A 21988-nucleotide genomic window follows, 5' to 3' on the forward strand; every position below is an offset into this window, starting at 1 on the left:
AACTACATCGCCAGGAGCCTGCTCGAGACCGGCGGGTTCAGACCCCGTCTACACCCTCGACTGGGATGAGCCCCTTTGGGCCTCTACGGGGTGCAGCCTCACGAACCTGGCCTGGTTCGGGTTCCGGACGGCCTACGCACTACCCTCGCACCACATGCAGAAAAGCTGCAGGGCCACCCTATTCAGCGAGGTCCAAGCCATCGCGCACACCGCAAATCCACCTTGAAAGCGACCGAAAGGAAGCCGCAATGGCCGAGCGCACCTTCGTTACCGCGACCGGCCCCGACCAGCATGGCCGGTGGGGCACCATGAACGACCAGCCCATCACCGACGGTGAAGACGGCTTCCCTGGCGCGACTCTCAACTCCGTGGGCCGGCCCCACACCGTTGGCACCAAGCGCGCCGAAACCGTCACTGCCTGCCTCGACGCAGTGTGCCGTCGCGTCCACGACGAGCACACCAGCGCCTCCGCCATCATGCGCCGCGCACTCGATGATTACCTGGCCGGCTGATGGCTGACTCTGAATGGGTCCAACTCGCGTCAAGCGCATATTGGTAGTGCGCGTTATTTGATTTGGCGCTATTTGGCGGACGGGGGATTCTGCACGACTTTCCGTTCTCGTCGCTTGGGAGAGCCGAGAGGATTTTCCGTGAGCTACAGGTACCGGCAGACCTGGTCCGCGCTGCACGAGTCGGGGTCGGGCTGCGCGGCGTCGTGCCTGAGCTCGGCGATGGTGTCTCGGAGCGCTGTGAGCTGGGCGATCTGCTGCCCGATCTCGGCGAAGCGCGCGTCGAGGAGATCGCGCACGTGCTCGCAGGGAGCAGCGCCGCCGTCGCGGATGTCGAGGATCTGGCGGATCTGGGCGAGGGTGAGGCCCGCGGCCTGGCCGCGGTGGACGAAGTCGATCCGGGCGGCCGTCTCGGGCGCGTAGTCGCGGTATCCGGACGGCGTGCGCTCGGCCGGGGGCAGCAGGCCCTGCTCCTCGTAGAACCGCAGCGTCTTCGCCGTCGTTCCCGCCCGCTCGGCGAGTTCCCCGATGCGCATCGCAGGCCCCCTTTTCTTTCGGCAGAAGCCTTCTTGACCTTCCCCTGCACTGGAAGGTCCAGTATGGCCGAGAAAGAAGAGAAACCCAAGTGACGGGAGCTGCGATGCCCACGAAGTACGACCTCGCCATCATCGGATCGGGCGGTGGTGCGTTCGCCGCCGCGATCCGCGCGACCACGCTCGGCAAGTCGGTGGTGATGATCGAGCGCGGGACGCTCGGTGGCACCTGCGTGAACACCGGCTGCGTGCCGTCGAAGGCCCTGATCGCCGCGGCCGACGCACGGCACTCCGCGGCCGACACCGCCGACCGGTTCCCGGGGATCGCGACGACGGCGGGGCCAGTGGACATGCCCGCCCTGATCGCCGGGAAGCAGGCGCTGGTCGAGTCGCTGCGGGGCGAGAAGTACGCCGACGTCGCCGACTCCTACGGTTGGGCCGTCCGCCGCGGCGATGCCGCGTTCGCCGGCACCCCCGACGCACCGGTCCTCCAGGTCGCCGGGGACGACGGGAGCACCGAGACGATCGAGGCCGGGCACTACCTGGTCGCGACCGGCTCTCGGCCGTGGGCCCCGCCGATCGACGGCCTGGACCAGACCGGGTACCTGACCTCGACCACGGCGATGGAGCTGACCGAACTCCCTGAGTCCCTGCTCGTGCTCGGCGGCGGCTACGTCGCCCTGGAGCAGGCGCAGCTGTTCGCCCGGCTCGGCTCCCAGGTCACCGTGCTGGTCCGGTCCCGGCTCGCGTCGAAGGAGGAGCCGGAGGTGTCCAGGACGCTGCAGGAGGTGTTCGCCGACGAGGGCATCCGGGTGGTCCGCCGCGCGCTGCCGACGCGGGTGTCCCGCGACGCCGCGACCGGGCAGGCCGTCGTCACCGCGGACGTCGCCGGCGGCCGGGAGGAGTTCCGCGCCGACCAGGTGCTCGTCGCCCTCGGACGACGACCGGCCACCGATGGGCTCGGCCTCGACAGGGTCGGGGTCAAGACCGGGGACCTCGGCGAGGTGGTCGTCTCCGACCGGATGCAGTCCTCCCACCCGCGGATCTGGGCCGCGGGCGACGTGACCGGCCACCCCGAGTTCGTCTACGTCGCCGCCCACCACGGCACCCTCGTCGCCGAGAACGCGTTCGCCGACGCCGATCGGGCCGTGGACTACGCCCGACTGCCGAGGGTGACGTTCACCGGCCCGGCGATCGGCGCGGTCGGGATGACCGAGAAGGACGTCGTCGCCGCCGGGATCCGCTGCGACTGCCGCGTCCTGCCCCTGCACCACGTGCCCCGCGCACTGGTCAACCGCGACACCCGCGGCTTCGTCAAGATCGTCGTGGACGCCGACACCGGGAAGATCCTCGGCATCACCGCCGTCGCCAAGGACGCCGGCGAGCTCGCCGCCGCCGGGGTCCACGTGCTCGGCAAGACGGTCGCCGAGGTCGCCGACGCCTGGGCCCCCTACCTGACCATGGCCGAGGGCATCCGGATCGCCGCCAAGGCCTTCACCACCGACCCGTCGCTCCTGTCGTGCTGCGCGTGAACGAACTGGAGGAACCCACGATGTCTGACCTCAGCATGCAACTGCCCGAGCGGCTCAGCCGACTGGGAGAGACCGGCCTGCTCATCCCGCTGCTGCGGCTGCTCGCCGACGGTGACCCCGTCACCGTCCAACAGCTGTCCGTGGCTGCGGGCCGCACGATCGACGAGGTACGGCTCGGACTGGCCGCGATGCAGGACACCGAGTACGACGACCAGGGCCGAATCGTCGGCCAGGGCCTCACGCTGCGCCCTACACCGCACCGGTTCACCGTCGACGGTGAGGAGCTCTACACCTGGTGCGCCCTGGACACCCTCATCTTCCCGGCCCTCCTCGATCGCCCAGCGCGCGTGGAGTCCGTCTCCCCGGCCAGCGGAGAGACGATCCGCGTCACCATCGATCCGGTTGCCGGTGTCACCGGCGTCACACCCCCGAGCGCCGTGGTGTCGCTGGTGAACCTGGAGCAGATCACCTCGATCCGCTCGGCCTTCTGCAACCAGGTGCACTATTTCGCCTCCGTCGACGACGCCACCGGGTGGCTCTCTGAGCATCCCGGTGCCGAGGTGGTGTCGGTGGCCGAGGCCTACCGGATCGGCAACGAGCTCACAACGAGCCTGCTCGACCTGCTTCAGGACGACACCCCGGTGGCCGACGACTGTCCCCGCTGCTGTTGACCCGCGACACAGAAGGATTCGAGAACGCTATGACCTCCAAACACGACGACCGAACGCGAGGCGGTGGCCTACTCCTGGGAGCCGGTGCCGTGCTCCTCATGACGATCTGCTGCGCGCTGCCCGTGCTCATCGCCGGCGGAATGCTTACTGGCATCGGCGGGCTCCTTCTCGGCAACCCGTGGGTGATCGGCGTGGGCATTGCGCTCCTCGCGATCGTGCTGCTCGTCGTCGTCCGCCGCCGAACCCGCCGCGGCCGTGTCGAACCTGACTGCTGCCCGCCCACCGAATCCGCTCACCGCACCGACCCGAAGGGCGAACAGAACCAATGATCAGCTCCCGCGCCCGTCGTTCGCTCGCCACCCTCCTGCTCGCAGGCTCGCTCATCCTGACCGCCTGCGGCACCGTTGATAAGGATCCCGTCTCTGCCGAGACTGCCACCGCCGCGACGGTGACCAGCATCGACGCTCAGCGGATCAGCCTGCCCGCCGCCGGGAAGCCCACCGCGGTGTTCTTCTTCTCCGTCGGCTGCGGCGAATGCGTCGGCGGAGTCCGATCCCTCGGTCAGGCGGCAGCCGCGGCCGAGGAGGCCGGCATCGATGCCCAGTTCCTCGCCGTCGACATGGATCCGCGCGAACCTACCGAGACCATTCAGAGGTTCATGGAGTACGTCGACGCCGTGCATGTCCCCGCCGCCATCGACGAGGGCGCGGCGCTGTCCCAGCGCTTCGGGGTCGCCGCGCTGTCTACACTGATCATCGTCGACAGTGACGGACAGGTGACCTTCCGCGCCACCGACCCCGACGCCGATACGATCGTCTCCGCGCTCCACAAGGCCGGGGCCTGAGCGATGGGCGGACTCCTCGCCCTTGCCTTCGCCGCCGGGATGATCGCCCCCGTCAATCCCTGCGGCTTCGCGCTGCTCCCGGCCTGGATCACCCATGCGCTGGGCGACGCCGCCTCTTCCTCAGCCCCGGTGCGCCTGCTGCGCGCCCTACGGGCTGGCCTCGCGCTGACGATCGGGTTTGCGGGCACGCTCGCCTTGGCTGGCGTCGCGGTAAGCGCCGGCGCACGGGGCCTGATCCAGGCCGCCCCAGCCCTCGGCCTCGCCGTCGGGATCCTGTTGGTGCTGCTCGGCGGGGCGATGCTAGCCGGACGCTCTATGTCCCTCCGGCTTCCCGGCATACCCGGCCGCGCAATCGAACGGCTGCCCAGCGCCGTGCGCATGGTCGTCTTCGGCGTCGGCTACGCCGCGGCCTCGCTGTCGTGCACCTTCGGCGTACTCCTCGCGGTCATCGCCCAGGCCCAGGCGACAGCCAGTTTCGTCGGGCTGCTCCTCGTCTTCGCCATCTATGCCGCCGGCTCCGCCACCGTCCTGCTGCTTGTCGCCGTGGTCGCCGCCGTAGCCGGTTCTGTGCTGTCCAGGCGGATCGCCGCACTGACACGATTCGTTCCCAAGGTCACCGCCGCCGTCCTGATCCTCACCGGCGTCTACCTGGCTTGGTACTGGTTTCCAGTTGTCGTCGGCGATGCCCCTTCCGCAGGGCGCACCGACGTCGCCGCTGTCTCGGCGACGATATCGAACTGGCTCCAAAGCAACACCGGCGTCATCGCCGGCCTGTCTACCACCGTGGTGCTCATCGTGCTACTAAGCGGATTCCTTCATCAACGCCGTCGGAACTCCGGACGGAGGACCGAGGAGGACTGCTGCGACCCTCAGTCGACGCACTCTCCCGGGGACCGGCCGAGCGTGCCGACCGAGCGGCATTGAGCGGCTCCTGCACGTCAAGGTCATACGACGTGGTTGACCGGAACGACGAACTCGGACACCAGACGCCCTCCCACCCGACGCCGATCATCGGACACGGCGTGGGTGTTGTTCGTGGCCTATGTCGAAGGAGAGCGCGGCCACGATCAGGACGAGTTGACCGCCGAGCAGAATCGGTGCCGCCCGATTCTCACGACGTGACATCCCTGGAAACGTCATCGTCAGATTTCAGTGCAGGACGACTGGGAGGGGCATGCCGACGCGCTCGACGACCGCGGCGGCGTAGGCGGTGCTGTTCGCGCCGATCGCGTTGGACCAGGCGATCGCGGAGGAGATGTCCAGGCCAGTCAGCCGGCTGAGAACGACGGGTGGGAGTTCCTGCGCGAGCGCTATCAGCGCGCCGGTGCGGGCAAGTCGCGGCGGGATGCCGGCAGCGCGGAGCCGGGTATTCAGCGTGTCGGGGGCCATGTGATGCCCGGCCCGGGTTCCGGGATAGACCCACTCCTGTTCGATGCTCTCCACGAACATGCGAGGCGCGGTGCGGTTGCTGGCGGCTCCCGCGGCCGCCGGCGCGAGCTCGGCGGGGAGCACGAGAGGTTCCTGGCCGAGGCGAACGACCACGGCCTGGTCCGTGACGGTGACGTCTTCCGCGCGCAACTGGACGATCTTCGCCGCCCGGACGCCGAACATGAGCATCAGCCCCGCGGCGAGCTTCGTGTGCGGGTTGATGGACGGGTCGGAGGTGACATCGGCGAGCAGCCGCCAGCGTTCCTCGTCGCTCATGGCTTGCGGGCTCAAGGCTCCTGATGGCGGGCGTGGAGCGGTGAGCGGTCGGGATGCGCCGGCCCGTGCGGTCCAGGTCAGGAAGTGGTGCAGGAACGGGCGTCGGCCGCCGGTGAGCCATTCATCGACATCCGCCTGGGTGAGGGACACGAGAGAACCTCCGCGGGTATGGATCCATTCCAGCAGTTCGATGATCCCCGCGATCTCGAGCCGCCGCCAGGACAGCTGGCCTGATCGGGACGGCATCGTGTTGCGGCGCAGTGCGCGCAGGTGTCGCCATCGCGCGTATTGGGTGACGGTGCGCTGTTCACCCGGGTCGGGGATCTCGGCAAGTGCGCTGTCGAGCCAGAGCTCGAACCGGGCGAGCAGCTCGTCCCGCGGTGGGAGCAGCCCGTGGTCGATGAGCACGGACCGAACCGCTCGGGTCTGATACTCCGAGCCGGCCTGGTCGAGGTAGGCGTGAGTGCGCAGGGATGGGGCGGTGAGCACTCGGGTGATCAGCGTGCAGGCGACGGTGCCGCGTTCGAAGGCGTAGACGATCTTCGACGGAGCACCCTGGAACCACCGCTCTCGCAGATGCGCGATGCGTGCATCGGAGGCGGCGAGCTCGTCGGGCACCATCTCCCGGATCATCTGATCGGCTCGGCAACGGGGGCAGAGCTTCGCGATCAGCCGTGTGATGGTCCCGCAGCTGGTGCAGGGGCGGAACGACTCCGGTTGGCGGGGATAGCAGAGCGGGCAGAACGGCCGGCCCTCGATCCGGCCGTTCACTATCCGAGCGTCTCCGCAGCTTGTGCAGGTCTCGATGATCGGCGGAACGCAGGCCCAGCAGAGATAGCCGGAGCCGTCTTCGGTGCGCTTGTGGCGCAGCCGGACCTCCCCGCAGCTCACGCAGGGCTGGCGAGGGTTGGAGCACTGCTCGCAGGCGGCGCGCGCGGTTCCCGGCCAGCGGCATTGCCGCTCGTTCCCGCAGATCGTGCAGGTGTCGACGCTGGCCTTGTCGGAGCAGGGTTTGCAGATCGCTTTCTCGCTGCCGTGGAACAAACAGGGCGCAAGCTCCCCGCAGTCCGTGCAGGTGTCCAGCCGGGAGGAGCTCCGACACGTTGAACACAGCGGGCCCTCCGGGCTGCGGTAGGCGATCAGTCGATGGTTGCCGCAGCTCACGCAGACGGCGTTCTCGTCGGGGAGCTTGTTCGTGCAGCGTTGGCAGAGTCGCCGCCCGTCGGAGAGCACCCGCTCCAGGTTGGTGACGTCGTCGCAGCCATCGCAGGGGGCATGGTGCGCGATCCGGTAGCAGCGTCGGCAGCTCACTCGTCCCTCGACGCGTTCGGTGAGCGTGCGCGTGGTGCCGCAGCCTCCGCAGCGTCGTTCGGGCAGACGCGCGCCGTCCGCGTGGAGAAGGTCGTAGAACGTGCCGAACAGCACAGAGCCCGCGGCCGGGTCGGAGAACCACTCCGCGCCGTGGGCCTGCAGCTCGAGCATCAGCCGCACTCGGCGGTCCCTCCCGTCCGCCGCCATCTGCTCCACCGCTCGAAGGATGGTCGCGGTCGCGACACGGCGATGGCGGCGGACTTGCTCGACGATGCGCTCGGCCGCTTCGGGTTTCATGTCGACCCAGCATGGCGGATTCAACCGGTCAACGCACCATTGATGGTGTTCAGGCTATCGGTGAAGACATCGTGGGATGAGGCCCAGCCGAGGACCTTGCGGGGCCGTTCGTTGATGCGCGCCGCGATGGTGTCGAGGTCGGTCTGGGTGAAGGAGCGTAGGTCGGCGTTCTTCGCGAGGTACTGACGCAGCAGGCGGTTCGCTGGGGGCACCTCCTGCTTGGAGCGAAGCGCGCGGGGGAGTTTCGTTCGTGCCGCGCTGCCATGGCGAACGGGCGTCACAGAAGAACACTTGCATGCCCAGGGCGTGCGTCACCTGGTCGTGGAAGGCCATTTCCCTGCCGCGATCCCACGTCAACGACCGACGAAACTGCGGCGGCACGTCGGCGAGATTCTCGATGAGAGCGTCCCTGACGGCGTCAGCCTTGTACCCGTCGGGCAGGGCGACGACGCGCACCAGGCGGGTGGAGCGTTCGACGAGGGTGGCCACGGCTGATGGGCGCTGGCCCATGATGAGGTCACCTTCCCAATGGCCGACTTCGGCCCGGTCTTCGGACGCTGGCGGGTCGATCGTGGATGGAGGTCATGTTCCGCAACACGCCGCGGCGTTGTCGGGGTTTCGCGACGCGCGCATGGCGCAGGGATCGCCCTGATCGCAGGAGGCTTCCCTGTCGTGGCGCACGGATCTGGCCGGTGTACAGGGCGTGGTAGATCGACTCGTGCGACAACGAATCCTGCTGTTCGCGCCGTAGCCAGTGGGCGATCTGGGTGGGTGACCACCCTCGTTCCAGCTTCGCCGCGACTAGGCTCGACAGCGCCGTGTCGCGGTGAAGACGTGAGGGTTTCGGGCGGCGCGCGTTGCGCCACGCGCCCGCGTCAGCGATGGCCGCGCGATAGGTGCCGGGGCCGCCGTGGCGGGCGACTTCGCGGCTGATGCTCGTGTGATGGCGCCCCAGCCGAGCGGCGATGACACGGCACGATAAGCCGGCGGCGAGGCCGCGGGAGATCTCTTCACGTTCACTCAGCGACAGGTGCCGCCGGTTCCGGGCGCGCGGCGGCGGCTTCACTCCGCCATGGCGGCGCAGCAGCGTCCGGACTGGGGTTTGGCTGACGCCGATCGTGCGGGCGATGAGCCTGATCGACTCACCCTTCGCCCACAACGCCCAGACGTTCTCCTGCTGCTCGTTCGACAACCCGGCCATGACACCCACGATCCCCTATCGGTGGTGGTGCGTTGACCGGTTGAACTCGCCTTCGTTTCTGCTACATCTCGGCCAGGCGTGGTTCTGCACGTAGTTGAGCTACCGAATCGTGTAGCAGAACTACGTGCAGAACCATGTGTGGCAAAGCCATGGGCGCGATCATCGTTTTTGCACCACCAGTCCACCTGTCGGAGACAGCTCGAAAATCTCTCGACAAGAGGACCCCCGAGCCGTTGGCTTATTTCCATGAGTAGCTATGTTTCCCATGTATCAGTCGACTGTCTCAACGCCTACGAACTCTCCGAGTTCTGGCGGCAGGTCCTCTCCTACGACGAAAACGCCGACGACCCCAACGAGCCTGGCGACGTCGAATGCCCGATCTTCGACCCCGCCACCGGCCACACGATCTTGTTCATCCAGGTGGACGACCCCACACCGGGCAAGAACCGGATCCACTTCGACCTACGCCCACGCGAAGGCACTCGCGACGAAGAGGTCGAACGCCTCCAGGCCCTGGGCGCGCGTTTCATCGCCGACCGTCGCGACATCCACAGCCCAGGAACCGGATGGGTCACCCTCGCAGACCCCGAGGGCAACCAGTTCTGCGTCCTGCGCTCCGACGCGGAGAAGTCAGCAGCTGCGCAGTAGCTCAAACGACCGTTTCTGCCACGGTCCCGAGCGTGTGTAGGGGCCGGTGGGGGCGGCTATCTCGATAGGTTGGCGGACGTGAGAAGTGAACAGGCTGCGCTGGGCAGATCGAACCCCACATGGGTGCTGGCCCCGCCCCTTTTGGCGTCAGCGCTGGCGTTAGCCTTCCCCCGCCCTGAAATGTGGTTGGACGAGGCAGCTACGGTCAGCGCAGCGTCTCGCTCCTGGGGTGAGTTGTGGCGTCTGACTGAGCACCAGGACCGTTCACTAGCGGGTTATTACGCTGCCACGAAGTGAAGCGTCCCGGGTGTGATGCCGCTTCCTTTCGAGTTCGAGAGGATGTTGTTCATGCCGAAGAAGTTCGATCCCGAGGTGAAGGACCGCGCGGTGCGGATGGTCCTGGACCGCGTCGAGGAAGCCGGGTCCGTCACCAAGGCCGTCGCGTTGGTGTCACCGAAGGTCGACGTGGGCCGTGAAACCTTGCGCCGCTGGGTCTCGCAACACCGCGTCGACGCCGGCCTGAAGGACGGGCCGACCAGCGACGACCTGGCCGAGCTGCGTCGTCTGCGCAGCGAGGTCAAGCGGTTGCGCGAGGACAACGAGCTCCTACGCAAGGCCTCGATTTTCTTCGCGGGGGAGCTCGACCCCCGCAACCGATGATCATGGGTTTCATCGATCAGATGCGCGCCGAGGGGCACGCGGTCGAGTCGGTCTGCAGGGTGCTCCGCCAGGAGGGCTGCCAGATCGCCGCACGCACCTACCGGGCCTGGCGCCACCGCAGCGCATCGGCCCGTGACACGTCCGACGCGGTCCTGCTCAACGTCCTGCACGACCTCGTCGGTACCCCGGAAGGGCTGTACGGGCGTCGCAAGATGACCGCCTGGCTACGTAGGCAAGGTCACCAGGTCGGCGCCGGTCGCGTGGATCGGCTCATGCGCGTCGCGGGGATGAACGGGGTACGCCGCGGCCGTCCGGTACGCACCACGATCCCGGCCAAGGACGGGCATCGGGCTGGTGACCTGCTCAACCGGGACTTCACCGCGGCAGCGCCGAACACGAAGTGGGTCGCTGACTTCACCTACGTACGCACGTGGGCGGGTTTCGTGTACGTCGCGTTCGTCCTGGACTGCTACTCCCAGAAGGTCGTGGCCTGGCACGCCGCGACGAGCAAGACGACACCGCTGGTCCTGACACCGCTGCGGATCGCGCTGTGGGAACGCGACCGAGCCGGGCACCCCGTCCAACCCGGCGAGCTGATCGCACATAGCGATGCCGGGTCGCAGTACACCAGCCTGCGCTTCGCCGAGCACCTGGCCGCCGAGGGCATCGCCGCATCGATCGGCACCGTCGCGGACGCGTACGACAACGCACTCATGGAGTGCGTCATCGGCCTGTACAAGACCGAGTGCATCACCACCACGATCTTCCACGACAGCCCGTACAAGACCATCGCCGACGTCGAGTACGCCACCGCCGGATGGGTCGAGTGGTACAACAACCGAAGGCTCCACTCGTCTCTGGCCATGACCACCCCGGCCGAGTACGAGACCGCCTACTACGCCAACCTCAACCGAGAGTTGGCACCCGCATAGGAGCGGCACGAAACCCGGGACGCTTCAAGTGCCTGTACTTGGTGACCCGATCACTCGACCCGACCGGCACCGGTCGGGCACGATGGGTCATCCGATGGAAGGCTGCACTCAACGCCTTCGCCATCACCTTCGAGGGGCGCATCAACCCCTCGGACAACTAAGGACGCCAGTGGCCAGTTACACCGGAAATCTGACAGTCCCCCCTCGCCGAGGTACTTGCCGAGCTGCTGCTCCCATGCCCCGGTCTTCTGGCGCTCCGCACCGACGATTCCCTCCTCAGTCGCGCCCACCACGATGTATCCCCACCCACCGCAGTGCGTGAGAGCCCGGGCGCGATCTCGGTTAGCCATGGCGAGTATTTCTTTTACGAGGGTTGTCTCAGCCTCCTGCGAAGCAACCTCCACCTTGCTTTTCCACTCGATCCAGTGACGCTCGCCGTCTCGATCTCCTGCGGCGACGATCGCGCGCACCAACGCGATGCGGCGATCCTCTGTGTCAATCGGATGCGACGTATCGAATGCGATGGGCACTAGAACAAGTTCCTCTGCTCGGTTGGGGGATGTGTTCGTTCCCTCACGTCTTAACGGCTCTCGGTCTCCGCGCGCGTTGCTGCTGCTGTTCGCTCGCCGCCGGAACGTCTCGCAGGTCGTCCACCTCGCCGACTGGCGGGCTGGGTGAACCCAAGCCGTTTCAGTTCCGTTGGTGTCCATCCGGCTGCGGTGGCGTTGCTCCATGCTTCGCCTTCTGCGCGCTCTGCTGCGGCGAGTTCTGAACGCACTCGCGCCGTTTCGTGGTGCGCTTGTTCGAGTCGCTGGACGCTCTCCAGGCGGCCGGCAAGCAGTTCTTGTGCCTTGGTGGTGATCTCGCTCATGCACTCGCCTTCAGGCCGCCACCGCCTTCCGGTGCCGCGGAAGGACGAGGCCGATGACGACGGCGGTCGCGAAGCAGATGGCGGCATTGACGGCCAGTGCCGTCGTGACTCCGTGCAGGATATGGCCGGCGGTAGCTGCCCCTGCGGCGGTCGCGATCGCTGACATGACGGGCGTGCCGAGTGTGATGCCCACCTGCTGGCTCATGGTGGCCAGCCCTGTGGCCAGACCCTGCTCGGCGTCCGGCAGCCCGGAGGTGGCGGTAACCATGAAGCCGACGATGACGACCAGGTTGGCGACGCCACCGACGAAGGTTGCGACCAGCAGCACGACCAACCATCCTGAGGCGTCACCGAGGAACGCCAGCGGCACGGTGGAAACACCCTGTGCCACCAGCCCTGCGACGATGGCTCGCTTACCCCCAAGATGGCCGATGACGCGCGGAGCGATGACACCGCCGAGCACTGTTCCCGCGCCAAGCACAGCGAAAGCGAGACCCGCCTGGAGGGGCGTGTAACCGCGCACTTCCTGAAGGTAAAGGGTCAGGAGAAAGACCACAGAGGTCTCGGTCGCGAACGCGATGACACCTGCCAGGTTGCCCCAGCCCGTCGACCGGCGCAGCACCACACTAAGCGGGACCAAGGGCTCGGACACCGTGCGCTCAATGACGATGAACGCCAGCACCATGACGGCCGCGAGCAGCAACGCACCCCAGCTTCGGACATCGCCCCAGGAGTGCTGACCCGCCTGCGTAAGGCCGTACACGCCGGCAACCAGAGCCAGCGTCACGGTCACCGCACCGGGGAGATCGAGCGGGGGACGCAACTGCGCCCGGGTCTCCTTCAGGACCGCGGGACCGACCGCTAGGACCGCCACCGCGACGATCACGTTGACGAAGAAGGCCCACCGCCAGCTGATCAGATCGGTCAGCAATCCACCGAGGACGGCACCTGTGGTGAACCCGGCTGCCATCAGTGCACCGTTGAGTCCCAGCGCCCGCTCCCGCATCGGCCCCTCGGGGAACGAGGTGGTCAGCAGCGAGAGCGCAGCAGGGGTGACTGCGGCGGTGGCGATTCCCTGAGCAACCCGTGCCGCGAGCAGGAGCGAGGGCTCTTGGGCAAGCCCTCCGACCAGCGACGCCACGCCCAGGAGCGCGATCCCGACGAGGAACTGACGTCGACGCCCGAACAAGTCGGCGAAGCGTCCGAACAGCAGCGTGAATCCGGCAGCGCAAACGGCGAAGGCGGTAGAGATCCATTGGAGGTCGGCGATCGCGAAGCCCACATCGCTTCCGATGCGCGGTAGCGCCACATTGAGGATGGAGAAGTCCACGGCGAGAGTGAAGCTCGCCGTGAGGAGGACGAAGAGCGCCATGCGCTCACGGGTGCCGAAGGCGGCATCCGCGGCGGCCTGATCAGCAGGCGCGAGCGAAGAATCGGTGGTCATGCGGTCAACCCTCGGGCCGCGCCACCGGAGCAGCCAGATCCCTGCGCTTGGTACCCCTGACAGGGGCACTCTCCGCAGTAAAGCGTGAGCCACACTGGACCGGTGCGACCTCAACAGCAGCGTGTCCGGCCCGCGAACGAGCTCGGTGATTTCCTCCGCAGCCGGCGCGGTGCGGTCACTCCCGACCGGGCAGGGATCACGGTTTGGGGAACGCGCCGGGTGCCTGGGCTGCGACGCGAGGAACTCGCTCAGATCGCTGGTATCTCCGCCAACTACTACACGCGACTAGAACAAGGGCAATCGACCAATGCCAGCGACGCGATCATTGATGCGCTGGCGCGAGCCCTGAACCTTGACGACGCCGAACGGGCGCATCTGTTCGAGCTAGCGCGGCCTACGCCTGCCAAGCGTCGTCGGACCGCCCGCGCCGAGATCCCGAACGGCGGAGCCCTCGTGCTTCTCACCTCGATGCCCACCGTGCCCGCACTGTTGCTCGGCCGCCGTAACGACATCCTGGCCTGGAACCAACTCGGGCACGTGCTGGTCGCTGGCCACCTCCCCTTCGCGGCCCCGGAGGACCCCGCAACCCGCCCGAACCAGTTGCGGCTGCTATTTCTCGACCCCCACACCCGCGAACTGCACCGCGACTGGGCCGATGAAGCAGCACGGGCTGTCGCCTCGCTGCGCTACGTCGCCGCACAGTACCCCGACGACCGCCTGCTCGCCGAACTTGTTGGCGACCTCTCGATGAACAGCCCTGACTTTGCCCGGCTTTGGGCCAAGCATGACGTTCGACTCTGCTCGAGCGGTACAAAGCACCTGCACCATCCCCAGGTCGGCGAACTTGTGTCCCGCGTCAAGTAGTTGGCAGGATTTCGGTGGTTTGAAATGTCGGGATCGTCGGGTCGGCGATCCCCAGATGGACGTCGAGTGGCCGGTTCCAGGCGATGGCTTCGTGCGGGCGGATGGAGTTGTACTCCAGTCGGTACTCCTGGGCGTGCTTGGCGAGCATGACGGCGTCGGCGATCTCATCGATGTAGAGCCGTTCGTACTTCAAGGTGCCGAACCCGCGTTCGCGTGACCCGTTCTGCCCCGGGGTCCGCACGCGGGTGCGGACGTGGCGCAGCTCGGGGTGGGTCGGAGAACCTCGCGCGCGGCCTGCGCGACGGCCTCGGGGCTGGCGTCGAGCGTTTCGTTGCGGTGAGCCGGCAGGAGCTTGATGTTGCGCGGCATCTTCGGCGGCCCGGAACGCATCGCCTTCCAGTGCACCTTGGTGCGCGGGATGATGCAGCCGATGAGCGAGACGGCGAGCAACAGGTAGATCGCGGCGAACCACGGCGTGCTGTAGACGTTGAACATCCCGAGGCGATCGAGCCACGGGAACAGGTCGGGATGGTCCTGCTCGTACTGGGTGACGCGGGTGGCGTCGATCGAGCGCTGCGGGAAGATCGAGCCCGGCACGGCCGCGATGGCCACGAGCAGCAGCAGGAACAGCGCCGTGCGCATCGTCGTCAGCTGGCGCCAGAACCAGCGCAGCATGCCGACGACACCGATGCTCGCGCCGGCCTTGACCGACGTGCCGGACTTGCCACCGGCCTTCGCGCCGCCTCGCGGCGACTTCTTGGCGGCTGCGCCCTCCGCTGCGTCGTCGCTGGTCTCGGGCCCGTTGTTGCCCGGGGCCTTCTTGGCTGCCACTAGATCACCGTTTCGAACTGGTTGACGAGGTTGGACTGGACGAGGGCCATGAGTTCCTCCCACAGCCCGCTCACCATGAGCAAGCCCATGGCGATCATGAGAGTGCCGCCGACGATCTGGATCGGACGGTGGTGGTCACGAAGCCACTTCGACGCCTTCTCGGCACGGCTCCACCCAGCGGCGATGAGGATGAACGGCAGGCCCATGCCGAGCGCGTAACAGACGGTGAGGAACAGAGCCCTCCCCTGGCTGTCCGCGTTGAGGGACGTATTGGCCGCCACCAGCGTGCCGAGAACCGGCGAGATGCAGGGAGCCATCCCGAGACCGAACGCGGCACCGAGCAACGGTGCCCCGACGAGGCCCGCGGCCGGGCGCCAGCGCACCGTGAAGCCTCGCTGGCCCACGACGCCGAGGAACATGAGCCCCATGAGGATGACGATGACGCCGCCGATGCGCGTGAGCAGGCTGCGGTGAGCGCCGACCGTGTCGTAGACGAGGCTGACGGCGGCCTGGATGCCGACGAAGACGACGGAGAATCCGAGCACGAACAGGCACGCGCCGAGCACGAGTCGGGTGCGTCGCTTCTCGTCCGTCAAGCCCGTGACGTAGGCGAGGAAGCCCGGCACGAGCGGCAGCACACACGGCGACGCGAACGAGACGACCCCCGCGAGCGCAGCGAAGAAGATCGCGAGCGGCAACGCGCCGTTCGCGACGATCTGTTCGGGGGAACTCGTCAGGTGAGCGAGCGCCGCAACGCCGGAGCTCAAGCCTTCTCCGCGAGCACCTTGTCGACCATGTTCCGCACCGTGGTCTCGGTGGTGGAACCGGAGACGCGTGCCGCGATGCGCCCCTGCTTGTCGAGCACGAGCGTCGTCGGCGTTGCGACGACCTTGCGCTGCAGACCCTGCAGGTTCTGCCCGTCGTCGTTCTTCAGCGACGGGTAGGTGGCGCCCCACTTCTTGAGCGTGGACTTAGCGACGGCGTCGGAGTCACGCTGGTCGAGGCCCATGAACACGACGGGCTTGTTCGCGTTGTCGTAGTTCTTCCACGCCTTCTCGAGGTGCGGCGTCTCGGCCTGGCACGGGCCGCACCACGCGCCCCATACGTTGAGGACGACGACCTTGCCGCGCTCGGACTCCACGTTCCACTTCTTGCCGTCCAGCGTCTCGCCGGTGAGCTTCACGGGCTCGGCACGCTTGGCGGCCGCAAGTTCTTCGACGGAACCGTCACCGGCCACATAGCCCTTGTTGTCGCCGGCTTGGGCCTGCTTGCTGATGCTGTCGTTCTGCTCGCTACCGCACGCACTCAGACCGAGGGTGACGGCAAGGGCGAGCGACGTCGCTGCGGTTGCCTTGAGCGATCGGGCACGGCGCGCCATCAGGCACCCACCGACTGTGTCGAGTTGGGCAGCAGGCGACCCGCGGGCTCGGCGTACTGGACGCCGGTGATCTCGTCACCGGTGAACTCGATCGTCGTGACCGACGCGAGCGTGCACTCACGCGATCGCGGGTCGTGCCACAGGCGCTTGCCCTCGGCGAAGCGACGGGCCGTCCACACGGGCAGCTGGTGGCTGACGACGGCGGCCTCGTGTCCGGCCGCGGCGTCACGGGCGTCGAGGATGGCGGTGTACATGCGCTCGGCGATCTCCTGGTACGGCTCTCCCCAGCTCGGCCGCAGCGGGTTGACGAGCTTCGGCCAGAAGCGGGGCTGGAGCAGTTGCTTGGGGTTCGATCCAACGGTCAGGCCCTCGAAATCGTTCCCGGCTTCGATGACGCGCGGGTCGAGGACGACGGGCAGATCGAGCTTCTCGGCGAGCGGCGCGGCCGTCTCCTGCGCACGCTCGAGCGGCGAGCTGACGAGGTAGGTGATGTCGCGCGGAGCGAGCCACTGGCTCGTCAGTTCGGCCATCTCACGGCCGAGCTCGGAGAGGTGGTAGCCGTCGAGGCGCCCGTAGAGCACCTTCTTCGGGTTGAACACCTCGCCGTGACGCACGAGGTGCACCAGCGTCTTCGTCGTGGGGGTGGGGGCCTCGGTCGACGGGGAAAGCGGGACGTCGTTCGTCATGGTCAGAGTGTCGCAGCCGAGTCTGTGGGAGCGGCCGCGGCTCGCGCGGCGACAGGAAGGGCGTCGATCACATGCGCGACGGCCTCGTCGTCGTGCGAGGCGGAGACGAACCACGACTCGTAGGCCGACGGCGGCAGGTGGACGCCCTGGTCGAGCATTGCGTTGAAGAAGCGCGAGAAGGCCTCGGTGTCCTGGTCCTTCGCGTCGTCGTAGTTCGTGACCGCGCCGTCGCGGAAGAAGATCGAGAACATCGAGCTCGCCCACTGCACGGTGTGCGGTACACCGGCCTTCGTCAGTTCGGCGGAGGCGGCGTCGGCGATGGCGTGCGCCGTGGAGTCGAGGTGGGCGTAGACCTCGTCGGTGCAGCCTTGCAGCGTGGCGAGGCCGGCGGCCGTGGCCACGGGGTTACCCGCCAGCGTGCCCGCCTGGTAGACGGGACCGTCGGGCGCCAGCATGCCCATGAGGTCGGCGCGGCCACCGAAGGCGGCCGCGGGGAAGCCACCGCCCATGACCTTGCCGAAGGTGAACAGGTCGGGGGCGCTCTCACCCTGCTGGCCCTCGTGGCCGAACCAGCCGGCGGCGGAGCAGCGGAAGCCCGTCATCACCTCGTCGGAGACGAGCAGGGCGCCGTGCTTGGTCGTGATGTCGCGCAGCGCCTTCGTGAAACCGGCTGCGGGCGGCACGACGCCCATGTTGCCGGGCGATGCCTCGGTGATCACGGCGGCGATCTCGTCACCGTGCTCGGCGAAGGCGGTCTCGAGCGCGGAGACGTCGTTGTAGGGCAGGACGATGGTCTCGCCGGCGCTCGACTTCGGCACGCCGGCCGTGTCGGGAAGGGCGAAGGTGGCGACGCCGGAGCCGGCTGCGGCGAGCAGCGCGTCGACGTGGCCGTGGTAGCAGCCTGCGAACTTCACGATCTTGCTCCGGCCCGTGGCGCCGCGCGCGAGGCGGATGGCCGACATCGTTGCCTCGGTGCCGGAGGAGACGAGGCGCACCTGCTCGACGGGCTCCACGCGGCGCACGATCTCGGTGGCGAGGGCAACCTCGTTCTCACTCGGGGTGCCGAAGCTGAAGCCGCGCGAGGCCGCGTCCTGGACGGCGGCCATGACGTCGGGGTGGGCGTGGCCGAGGATCATCGGGCCCCACGAGCAGATGAGGTCGACATAGCGGTTGCCGTCGACGTCCGTGAGCCACGGCCCCTTCGCCTCGCGGATGAACCGCGGCGTGCCACCGACGGCACGGAAGGCGCGCACCGGCGAGTTCACCCCGCCGGGCGTCACCGTGCGCGCGTGGGCCAGGAGTTCTGCGGACTTCGAGGTGCTTCCACTCATGTTGTCCATTCTCCCACCGCCCCCTGACAACGCCCTTGGCGGGCCTCAGCCCCGCTCGCCACCGACTTGCTCGTGCACGCGGCGCATGCCGTCACCGACGATGCTCAGTTGGTCGCCATCCATGGTGTCGACGAAGTATCGACGCACGCTCGCGACGTGAACGGGGGCTGCGAGCAGGAGGGCGTCGTAGCCGCCGTCGGTGAGGACGAGTTCGACCCCGCGCGAATCGCTGGAACACGACTCCCGCGTCACCCACCCGCGTCGCTGCAGGCGCGTGGCGGTGTGCGTGATGCGGCTGCGGGACTGGACGACGAGGTCGGCGAGCGCCCCCATCCGCAGACGACGCCCCTCGGCCTCGGACAGCATCGAGAGGATCTCGTACTCGGCCAGCGACATGCCGTGGTCGAGGAGTTCGCGATCGAGCGCGAGGCTCAGCGCGCGCGATGCCCGCAGGTAGTGACGCCATGCCGTCTGCTCGTCCTCATCGAGCCAGCGCGTCTCTTTCGTCATCCTCCACCGCCCGTTTCGTGCTTCACCACCGTCGCGCGCCCCTACCGTCCGGTGTCCGACCGGAGGGTTGATTCACGTTTCGTTCAGTGTCAACGCTTTCGTGTGGACATCTTGTTTCCGTCCACGTTTCTTCAGTGTAGTTGAATGTTCAACTATCTGCGTGTATCGTCATTTCAGTACCGACCACACATCGCAACGGAAGGACCACAACCATGGTTTCCCTCAACGACATCGCTCCCGGCACCTGGAACATCGACGCCGACCACACGGAGATCGGCTTCGTCGCGCGCCACCTCGCCGTCACCAAGGTGAAGGGTCGCTTCACGGACGTCAGCGTCAACGCGGAGGTCGCCGAGGACCGCAAGAACTCGACGCTCGAGTTCACCGTGCAGACGGCATCGGTCCAGACCCGTAACGCCGACCGCGACGGTCACCTCAAGAGCGCTGACTTCTTCGACGTCGAGAAGTACCCGACGATGACGTTCAATGCCACGAACATCGGCGACGACACCATCACGGGCGACCTGACGATCAAGGACGTGACGAAGCCCGTCACGTTCGACTACGAGTTCAACGGCATCTCCGACGACCCGTGGGGCGGCACCCGCGCCGGCTTCGAGGCCCAGGGCGAGATCAACCGCAAGGACTTCGGCCTCAGCTTCGACGCCGCAGCCCCCGGCGGCAACGCGCTCGTCTCCGACAAGATCAAGATCAACCTCGACCTCGAGTTCGCCAAGGCCTGATCACACCAGCCTTCACGAAGAGGCCGCGGTACCCGTTCGGGTACCGCGGCCTCTTCGTGAATCGCCCTTCGCCCCTCGCCCTTCATCGCGGGCCGTCGCGCCTCAGCCGAGAGGGCGGGAACCGCGAATACGTTCGTAGATGAGGCTCGTCTCGGCGTGCACGACGCCGGGCAGCACCGCGAGGTGGTCGAGCACGATGTCGCGCAGGGCGTCGGGAGACTGCGTACAGACGTGGACGAGGAAGTCGTTCTCCCCCGTCACGTGGAAGGCCGCGAGGACGCCGGGCACATCGGCGACTGCGGCGTGGAAGCCGTCGATGTCGTCACGCGTGTGGCCCGTGAAGCGCAGCGCGATCATGGCCTCGAGGGGCACGTCGAGCGAGCCGAGATCGACGTCGGCGTGGACGCCCGCGATGACGCCCCGCTCGCGCAACACACGCAACCGGCCGCTGCACGTCGACTCCGGCACGCCGACCCGCCGCGCGAGTTCGGCGTTCGACATCCGGCCGTCCTCGAGAAGTAGCTCGACGAGCCGACGATCGACGGCGTCAGGGCTCCACGCGGTGCCGAGTAACGGTCGTCGAACCTGCGAGTCGCCGGACGAACGAGCACTCGATTTCGCACCTTCCACGGGAGACTGACCCCTTTCGGAGGATTCGGCGAGATGTTGCCACTATTTCGCAGACCCCACACGGTATGTGATGTGAAACACATCTCTTCACTCATGACGGACGCCGTCCACGCGGGCCGCGAAGACCTCGCCTAGCTCGGGGTGCACGTCGCAGGAATCGATCAGTCGACCACCTACCCCGTCACCGGCGTGACGCAGGGCGGTGACTCGTACGAGCAGATGGCAACCGGTGGTCGCCCGCGCCCCGGTGATTCGTACGTGTACCAGCGTCTGTGGAACCCGAACGTCGACCGCTTCGAGCGTGGGCTCGCCACGATGGAGGGCGCCGAGGAAGGCGTCGCGTTCTCGACCGGGATGGCAGCGATCAGCGCCGTCCTGCTCGCCTGCCTCGCGGCGGGCAAACCGGCTCTTCACAGATGAGGGTGTAGTCGGCGCTGGCGCGTCGGTCCGGAGGTAGGTGTCGAGGTCTTCCGAAGATGGAGGTTCCTACACGCAGCCATCCGAAAGACCTCGACGTTGCCTGACGCTACCTTCACGTGCCCTGACCTGACCACCTTCACGCGCGTTGACGACCTTGGCCTGGAGATCACCGGGCAACTTCTCGAGCCGGATCGTGCGGTGCTGGCCTGCCGGGTCGTCGAACCGGACGACTGGTGCCGCCGGTGTGGCTGCCGAGGGGTATCCCGGGACACCGTGCCCGGGAGCTGGCGCACGAGCCGTTCGGGTGGCGCCCCACGACCTTGCTGGTCACCGTGCGCCGGTACCGGTGTGCCGAGTGCGCTCACGTGTGGCGTCAGGACACCACCGCCGCGGCCGAGCCGCGGGCGAAGATCTCCCGCGCCGGGCTGCGTTGGGGCCTGGTCGCGATCGTGGTCCAGCACCTGTCCATGGCCCGCGTCGCCGAAGGACTCGCGGTGTCGTGGAATACCGCCAACGACGCTGTTCTGGCCGAAGGTCAACGCCTGCTGATCGATAACCCGTCCCGCTTGGACGGCGTCCGCGTGGTCGGGGTCGACGAGCATGTCTGGCGGCACACGAGGAAGGGCGACAAGTACGTCACTGTGATCATCGACCTCACCCCGGTGCGCGACGGCACCGGCCCCTCCCGCCTGCTGGCGATGCTCGATGGCCGTTCGAAGAAGGCGTTCCAGGACTGGCTCGCCGAGCGGGACCAAGCCTGGCGGAGGGGTATCGAGGTCGTCGCGATGGATGGCTTCTTCGGGTTCAAGACCGCCACCACCGAAGAGCTGCCGGACGCCGTCTGCGTGATGGACCCCTTCCACGTGGTCCGCCTGGCCGGCGACGCCCTCGACGATTGCCGCCGCCGGGTCCAGCAAGAGCTCCACGGACACCGCGGACGCAAGGGCGACCCGCTCTACACCGCGCGGCGGACTCTGCACACCGGTGCCGACCTGGTCACCGGCCGCCAACACGAGCGCCTCGAGTCCCTCTTCGCCGACGAACGCCACATCCAGGTCGAGTGCACCTGGGGGATCTATCAGCGCATGATCTCCGCCTACCGTCACCACGACCGGAGCGTCGGCCGCGTCGAGATGAGCTCCGTGATCGACGCCCTCGCCGATGGTGTGCCCACGGCGTTGGTCGAGCTGCGCAAGCTGGGCCGCACCCTGGCCAGACGCGTCTGTGACGTCCTGGCCTACTTCGACCGGCCGCGCACCAGCAACGGACCCACCGAAGCCGTGAACGGACGCCTTGAGCACCTACGCGGGCTCGCCCTCGGCTTCCGCAACCTCACCCACTACATCGCCCGAGCACTCCTGGAAGCCGGGGGATTCAGACCCCAACTACACCCTCATCTGTGAAGAGCCGGTTTGCTGTCGGATGGGCCTACAGGGGA

23 protein-coding genes, 3 pseudogenes and 1 other annotated feature are annotated in these 21988 nt (G+C 67.6%); of the genes and pseudogenes, 13 read left to right on the forward strand and 13 right to left on the reverse strand.

What is annotated here, in order from left to right; translation table 11 throughout:
• Positions 1 to 248: 248 nt before the first annotated feature.
• Complete coding sequence (locus AC1RS9_RS06655; protein WP_040015181.1) at positions 249 to 512, forward strand: hypothetical protein; 264 nt, start codon at positions 249 to 251, stop codon at positions 510 to 512.
• Between the two features lie 143 nt (positions 513 to 655).
• On the opposite strand, the gene AC1RS9_RS06660 is transcribed toward AC1RS9_RS06655, so the two are convergent.
• Positions 656 to 1045, reverse strand: coding sequence for a heavy metal-responsive transcriptional regulator (locus AC1RS9_RS06660; protein WP_006947558.1), 390 nt, complete (start codon positions 1043 to 1045; stop codon positions 656 to 658).
• Positions 1046 to 1149: 104 nt separating this feature from the next.
• Between AC1RS9_RS06660 and merA the strand changes: the two genes are divergently transcribed.
• From merA to AC1RS9_RS06685, 5 genes are read left to right on the forward strand one after another with little or no spacing between them, the layout of a single operon-like run.
• Positions 1150 to 2574 carry a mercury(II) reductase gene (merA, locus tag AC1RS9_RS06665; RefSeq protein ID WP_006947556.1) on the forward strand — a complete coding sequence of 475 codons (1425 nt, stop codon included), beginning with the start codon at positions 1150 to 1152 and terminating at the stop codon, positions 2572 to 2574.
• Entirely contained in the window at positions 2562 to 3245 is a 684-nt protein-coding gene (gene merB, locus AC1RS9_RS06670; RefSeq protein ID WP_015780448.1) for an organomercurial lyase MerB, read from the forward strand. The genes merA and merB overlap by 13 nt, the downstream gene beginning before the upstream one ends.
• Positions 3246 to 3274: 29 nt before the next feature.
• Positions 3275 to 3574: a mercuric ion transporter MerT gene (gene merT / locus AC1RS9_RS06675; RefSeq protein ID WP_006947549.1), complete on the forward strand. Its 300-nt coding sequence runs from the start codon at positions 3275 to 3277 to the stop codon at positions 3572 to 3574.
• Positions 3571 to 4089, forward strand: coding sequence for a TlpA family protein disulfide reductase (locus AC1RS9_RS06680; RefSeq protein ID WP_006947551.1), 519 nt, complete (start codon positions 3571 to 3573; stop codon positions 4087 to 4089). Before merT ends, AC1RS9_RS06680 begins: the two co-directional genes overlap by 4 nt.
• A 3-nt stretch (positions 4090 to 4092) precedes the next feature.
• Positions 4093 to 5013 (forward strand): cytochrome c biogenesis CcdA family protein, encoded by a 921-nt coding sequence (locus AC1RS9_RS06685; protein ID WP_006947554.1) that lies wholly within the window; start codon positions 4093 to 4095, stop codon positions 5011 to 5013.
• 225 nt (positions 5014 to 5238) lie between these two features.
• Here AC1RS9_RS06685 and AC1RS9_RS06690 read toward each other — a convergent pair whose 3' ends face one another.
• Together AC1RS9_RS06690 and AC1RS9_RS06695 are read right to left on the reverse strand one after the other, a co-directional pair.
• The gene (locus AC1RS9_RS06690) at positions 5239 to 7401 is read right to left on the reverse strand and encodes a site-specific integrase (protein ID WP_006947559.1); all 2163 of its coding nucleotides are present in this window, start codon (positions 7399 to 7401) and stop codon (positions 5239 to 5241) included.
• A 20-nt stretch (positions 7402 to 7421) separates the two neighbouring features.
• Positions 7422 to 8602, reverse strand: a pseudogene (locus AC1RS9_RS06695) (IS30 family transposase).
• Between the two features lie 246 nt (positions 8603 to 8848).
• Here AC1RS9_RS06695 and AC1RS9_RS06700 point away from each other — a divergent pair.
• The 3 genes and pseudogenes from AC1RS9_RS06700 to AC1RS9_RS06710 all read left to right on the forward strand — a co-directional run.
• Positions 8849 to 9250 carry a VOC family protein gene (locus AC1RS9_RS06700; RefSeq protein ID WP_006946341.1) on the forward strand — a complete coding sequence of 134 codons (402 nt, stop codon included), beginning with the start codon at positions 8849 to 8851 and terminating at the stop codon, positions 9248 to 9250.
• Between the two features lie 348 nt (positions 9251 to 9598).
• Positions 9599 to 10842, forward strand: a protein-coding gene (locus AC1RS9_RS06705) for an IS3 family transposase (protein WP_131940167.1) whose coding sequence is annotated in 2 segments (ribosomal slippage) — positions 9599 to 9872 and positions 9872 to 10842 — 1245 coding nt in all. Because the reading frame shifts where the segments join, the coding sequence is not laid out codon by codon here.
• Positions 9868 to 10002, forward strand: a sequence feature (AL1L pseudoknot). Its footprint overlaps the gene before it by 135 nt.
• A 26-nt stretch (positions 10843 to 10868) precedes the next feature.
• A pseudogene (locus AC1RS9_RS06710) lies at positions 10869 to 11003 on the forward strand (IS256 family transposase); the annotation flags it as partial.
• Between the two features lie 419 nt (positions 11004 to 11422).
• On the opposite strand, the gene AC1RS9_RS06715 reads toward AC1RS9_RS06710, so the two are convergent.
• Both AC1RS9_RS06715 and AC1RS9_RS06720 read right to left on the reverse strand, forming a co-directional pair.
• Positions 11423 to 11713 carry a hypothetical protein gene (locus tag AC1RS9_RS06715; RefSeq protein ID WP_217490504.1) on the reverse strand — a complete coding sequence of 97 codons (291 nt, stop codon included), beginning with the start codon at positions 11711 to 11713 and terminating at the stop codon, positions 11423 to 11425.
• A 10-nt stretch (positions 11714 to 11723) separates the two neighbouring features.
• Positions 11724 to 13157 carry an MFS transporter gene (locus AC1RS9_RS06720; RefSeq protein WP_473957893.1) on the reverse strand — a complete coding sequence of 478 codons (1434 nt, stop codon included), beginning with the start codon at positions 13155 to 13157 and terminating at the stop codon, positions 11724 to 11726.
• 102 nt (positions 13158 to 13259) lie between these two features.
• Between AC1RS9_RS06720 and AC1RS9_RS06725 the strand changes: the two genes are divergently transcribed.
• Positions 13260 to 14021: a helix-turn-helix transcriptional regulator gene (locus AC1RS9_RS06725; RefSeq protein ID WP_136788242.1), complete on the forward strand. Its 762-nt coding sequence runs from the start codon at positions 13260 to 13262 to the stop codon at positions 14019 to 14021.
• On the opposite strand, the gene AC1RS9_RS06730 is transcribed toward AC1RS9_RS06725, so the two are convergent.
• From AC1RS9_RS06730 to AC1RS9_RS06760, 7 genes are read right to left on the reverse strand one after another with little or no spacing between them, the layout of a single operon-like run.
• Positions 14014 to 14262 carry an integrase core domain-containing protein gene (locus tag AC1RS9_RS06730; RefSeq protein WP_240742479.1) on the reverse strand — a complete coding sequence of 83 codons (249 nt, stop codon included), beginning with the start codon at positions 14260 to 14262 and terminating at the stop codon, positions 14014 to 14016. The genes AC1RS9_RS06725 and AC1RS9_RS06730 overlap by 8 nt on opposite strands.
• The gene (locus tag AC1RS9_RS06735) at positions 14211 to 14852 is read right to left on the reverse strand and encodes a cytochrome c biogenesis ResB family protein (protein ID WP_006944613.1); all 642 of its coding nucleotides are present in this window, start codon (positions 14850 to 14852) and stop codon (positions 14211 to 14213) included. Before AC1RS9_RS06735 ends, AC1RS9_RS06730 begins: the two co-directional genes overlap by 52 nt.
• Positions 14852 to 15619: a cytochrome c biogenesis CcdA family protein gene (locus AC1RS9_RS06740; RefSeq protein ID WP_006944738.1), complete on the reverse strand. Its 768-nt coding sequence runs from the start codon at positions 15617 to 15619 to the stop codon at positions 14852 to 14854. The genes AC1RS9_RS06735 and AC1RS9_RS06740 overlap by 1 nt, the downstream gene beginning before the upstream one ends.
• Positions 15616 to 16230, reverse strand: a complete 615-nt coding sequence (locus AC1RS9_RS06745) for a TlpA family protein disulfide reductase (protein WP_006944694.1) — start codon at positions 16228 to 16230, stop codon at positions 15616 to 15618. Before AC1RS9_RS06745 ends, AC1RS9_RS06740 begins: the two co-directional genes overlap by 4 nt.
• Entirely contained in the window at positions 16230 to 16916 is a 687-nt protein-coding gene (locus tag AC1RS9_RS06750; RefSeq protein WP_006944756.1) for a histidine phosphatase family protein, read from the reverse strand. The genes AC1RS9_RS06745 and AC1RS9_RS06750 overlap by 1 nt, the downstream gene beginning before the upstream one ends.
• Positions 16917 to 16918: 2 nt before the next feature.
• The gene (gene hemL / locus AC1RS9_RS06755) at positions 16919 to 18247 is read right to left on the reverse strand and encodes a glutamate-1-semialdehyde 2,1-aminomutase (protein ID WP_136788241.1); all 1329 of its coding nucleotides are present in this window, start codon (positions 18245 to 18247) and stop codon (positions 16919 to 16921) included.
• Positions 18248 to 18292: 45 nt separating this feature from the next.
• Entirely contained in the window at positions 18293 to 18757 is a 465-nt protein-coding gene (locus AC1RS9_RS06760) for a MarR family winged helix-turn-helix transcriptional regulator (RefSeq protein ID WP_006944617.1), read from the reverse strand.
• Positions 18758 to 18969: 212 nt separating this feature from the next.
• On the opposite strand from AC1RS9_RS06760, the gene AC1RS9_RS06765 reads away from it, so the two are divergent.
• Complete coding sequence (locus AC1RS9_RS06765) at positions 18970 to 19500, forward strand: YceI family protein (protein ID WP_006944768.1); 531 nt, start codon at positions 18970 to 18972, stop codon at positions 19498 to 19500.
• A 102-nt stretch (positions 19501 to 19602) separates the two neighbouring features.
• Here AC1RS9_RS06765 and AC1RS9_RS06770 read toward each other — a convergent pair whose 3' ends face one another.
• Positions 19603 to 20130 carry an Lrp/AsnC family transcriptional regulator gene (locus AC1RS9_RS06770; protein ID WP_492920926.1) on the reverse strand — a complete coding sequence of 176 codons (528 nt, stop codon included), beginning with the start codon at positions 20128 to 20130 and terminating at the stop codon, positions 19603 to 19605.
• 141 nt (positions 20131 to 20271) lie between these two features.
• Here AC1RS9_RS06770 and AC1RS9_RS06775 point away from each other — a divergent pair, with 141 nt between their 5' ends.
• Entirely contained in the window at positions 20272 to 20550 is a 279-nt protein-coding gene (locus tag AC1RS9_RS06775; protein WP_006944766.1) for a PLP-dependent transferase, read from the forward strand.
• 96 nt (positions 20551 to 20646) lie between these two features.
• A pseudogene (locus tag AC1RS9_RS06780) lies at positions 20647 to 21953 on the forward strand (ISL3 family transposase).
• The last annotated feature ends 35 nt before the right edge of the window (positions 21954 to 21988 follow it).

The sequence above is a fragment of the Dermacoccus sp. MPR-E5 genome (assembly GCF_058809565.1).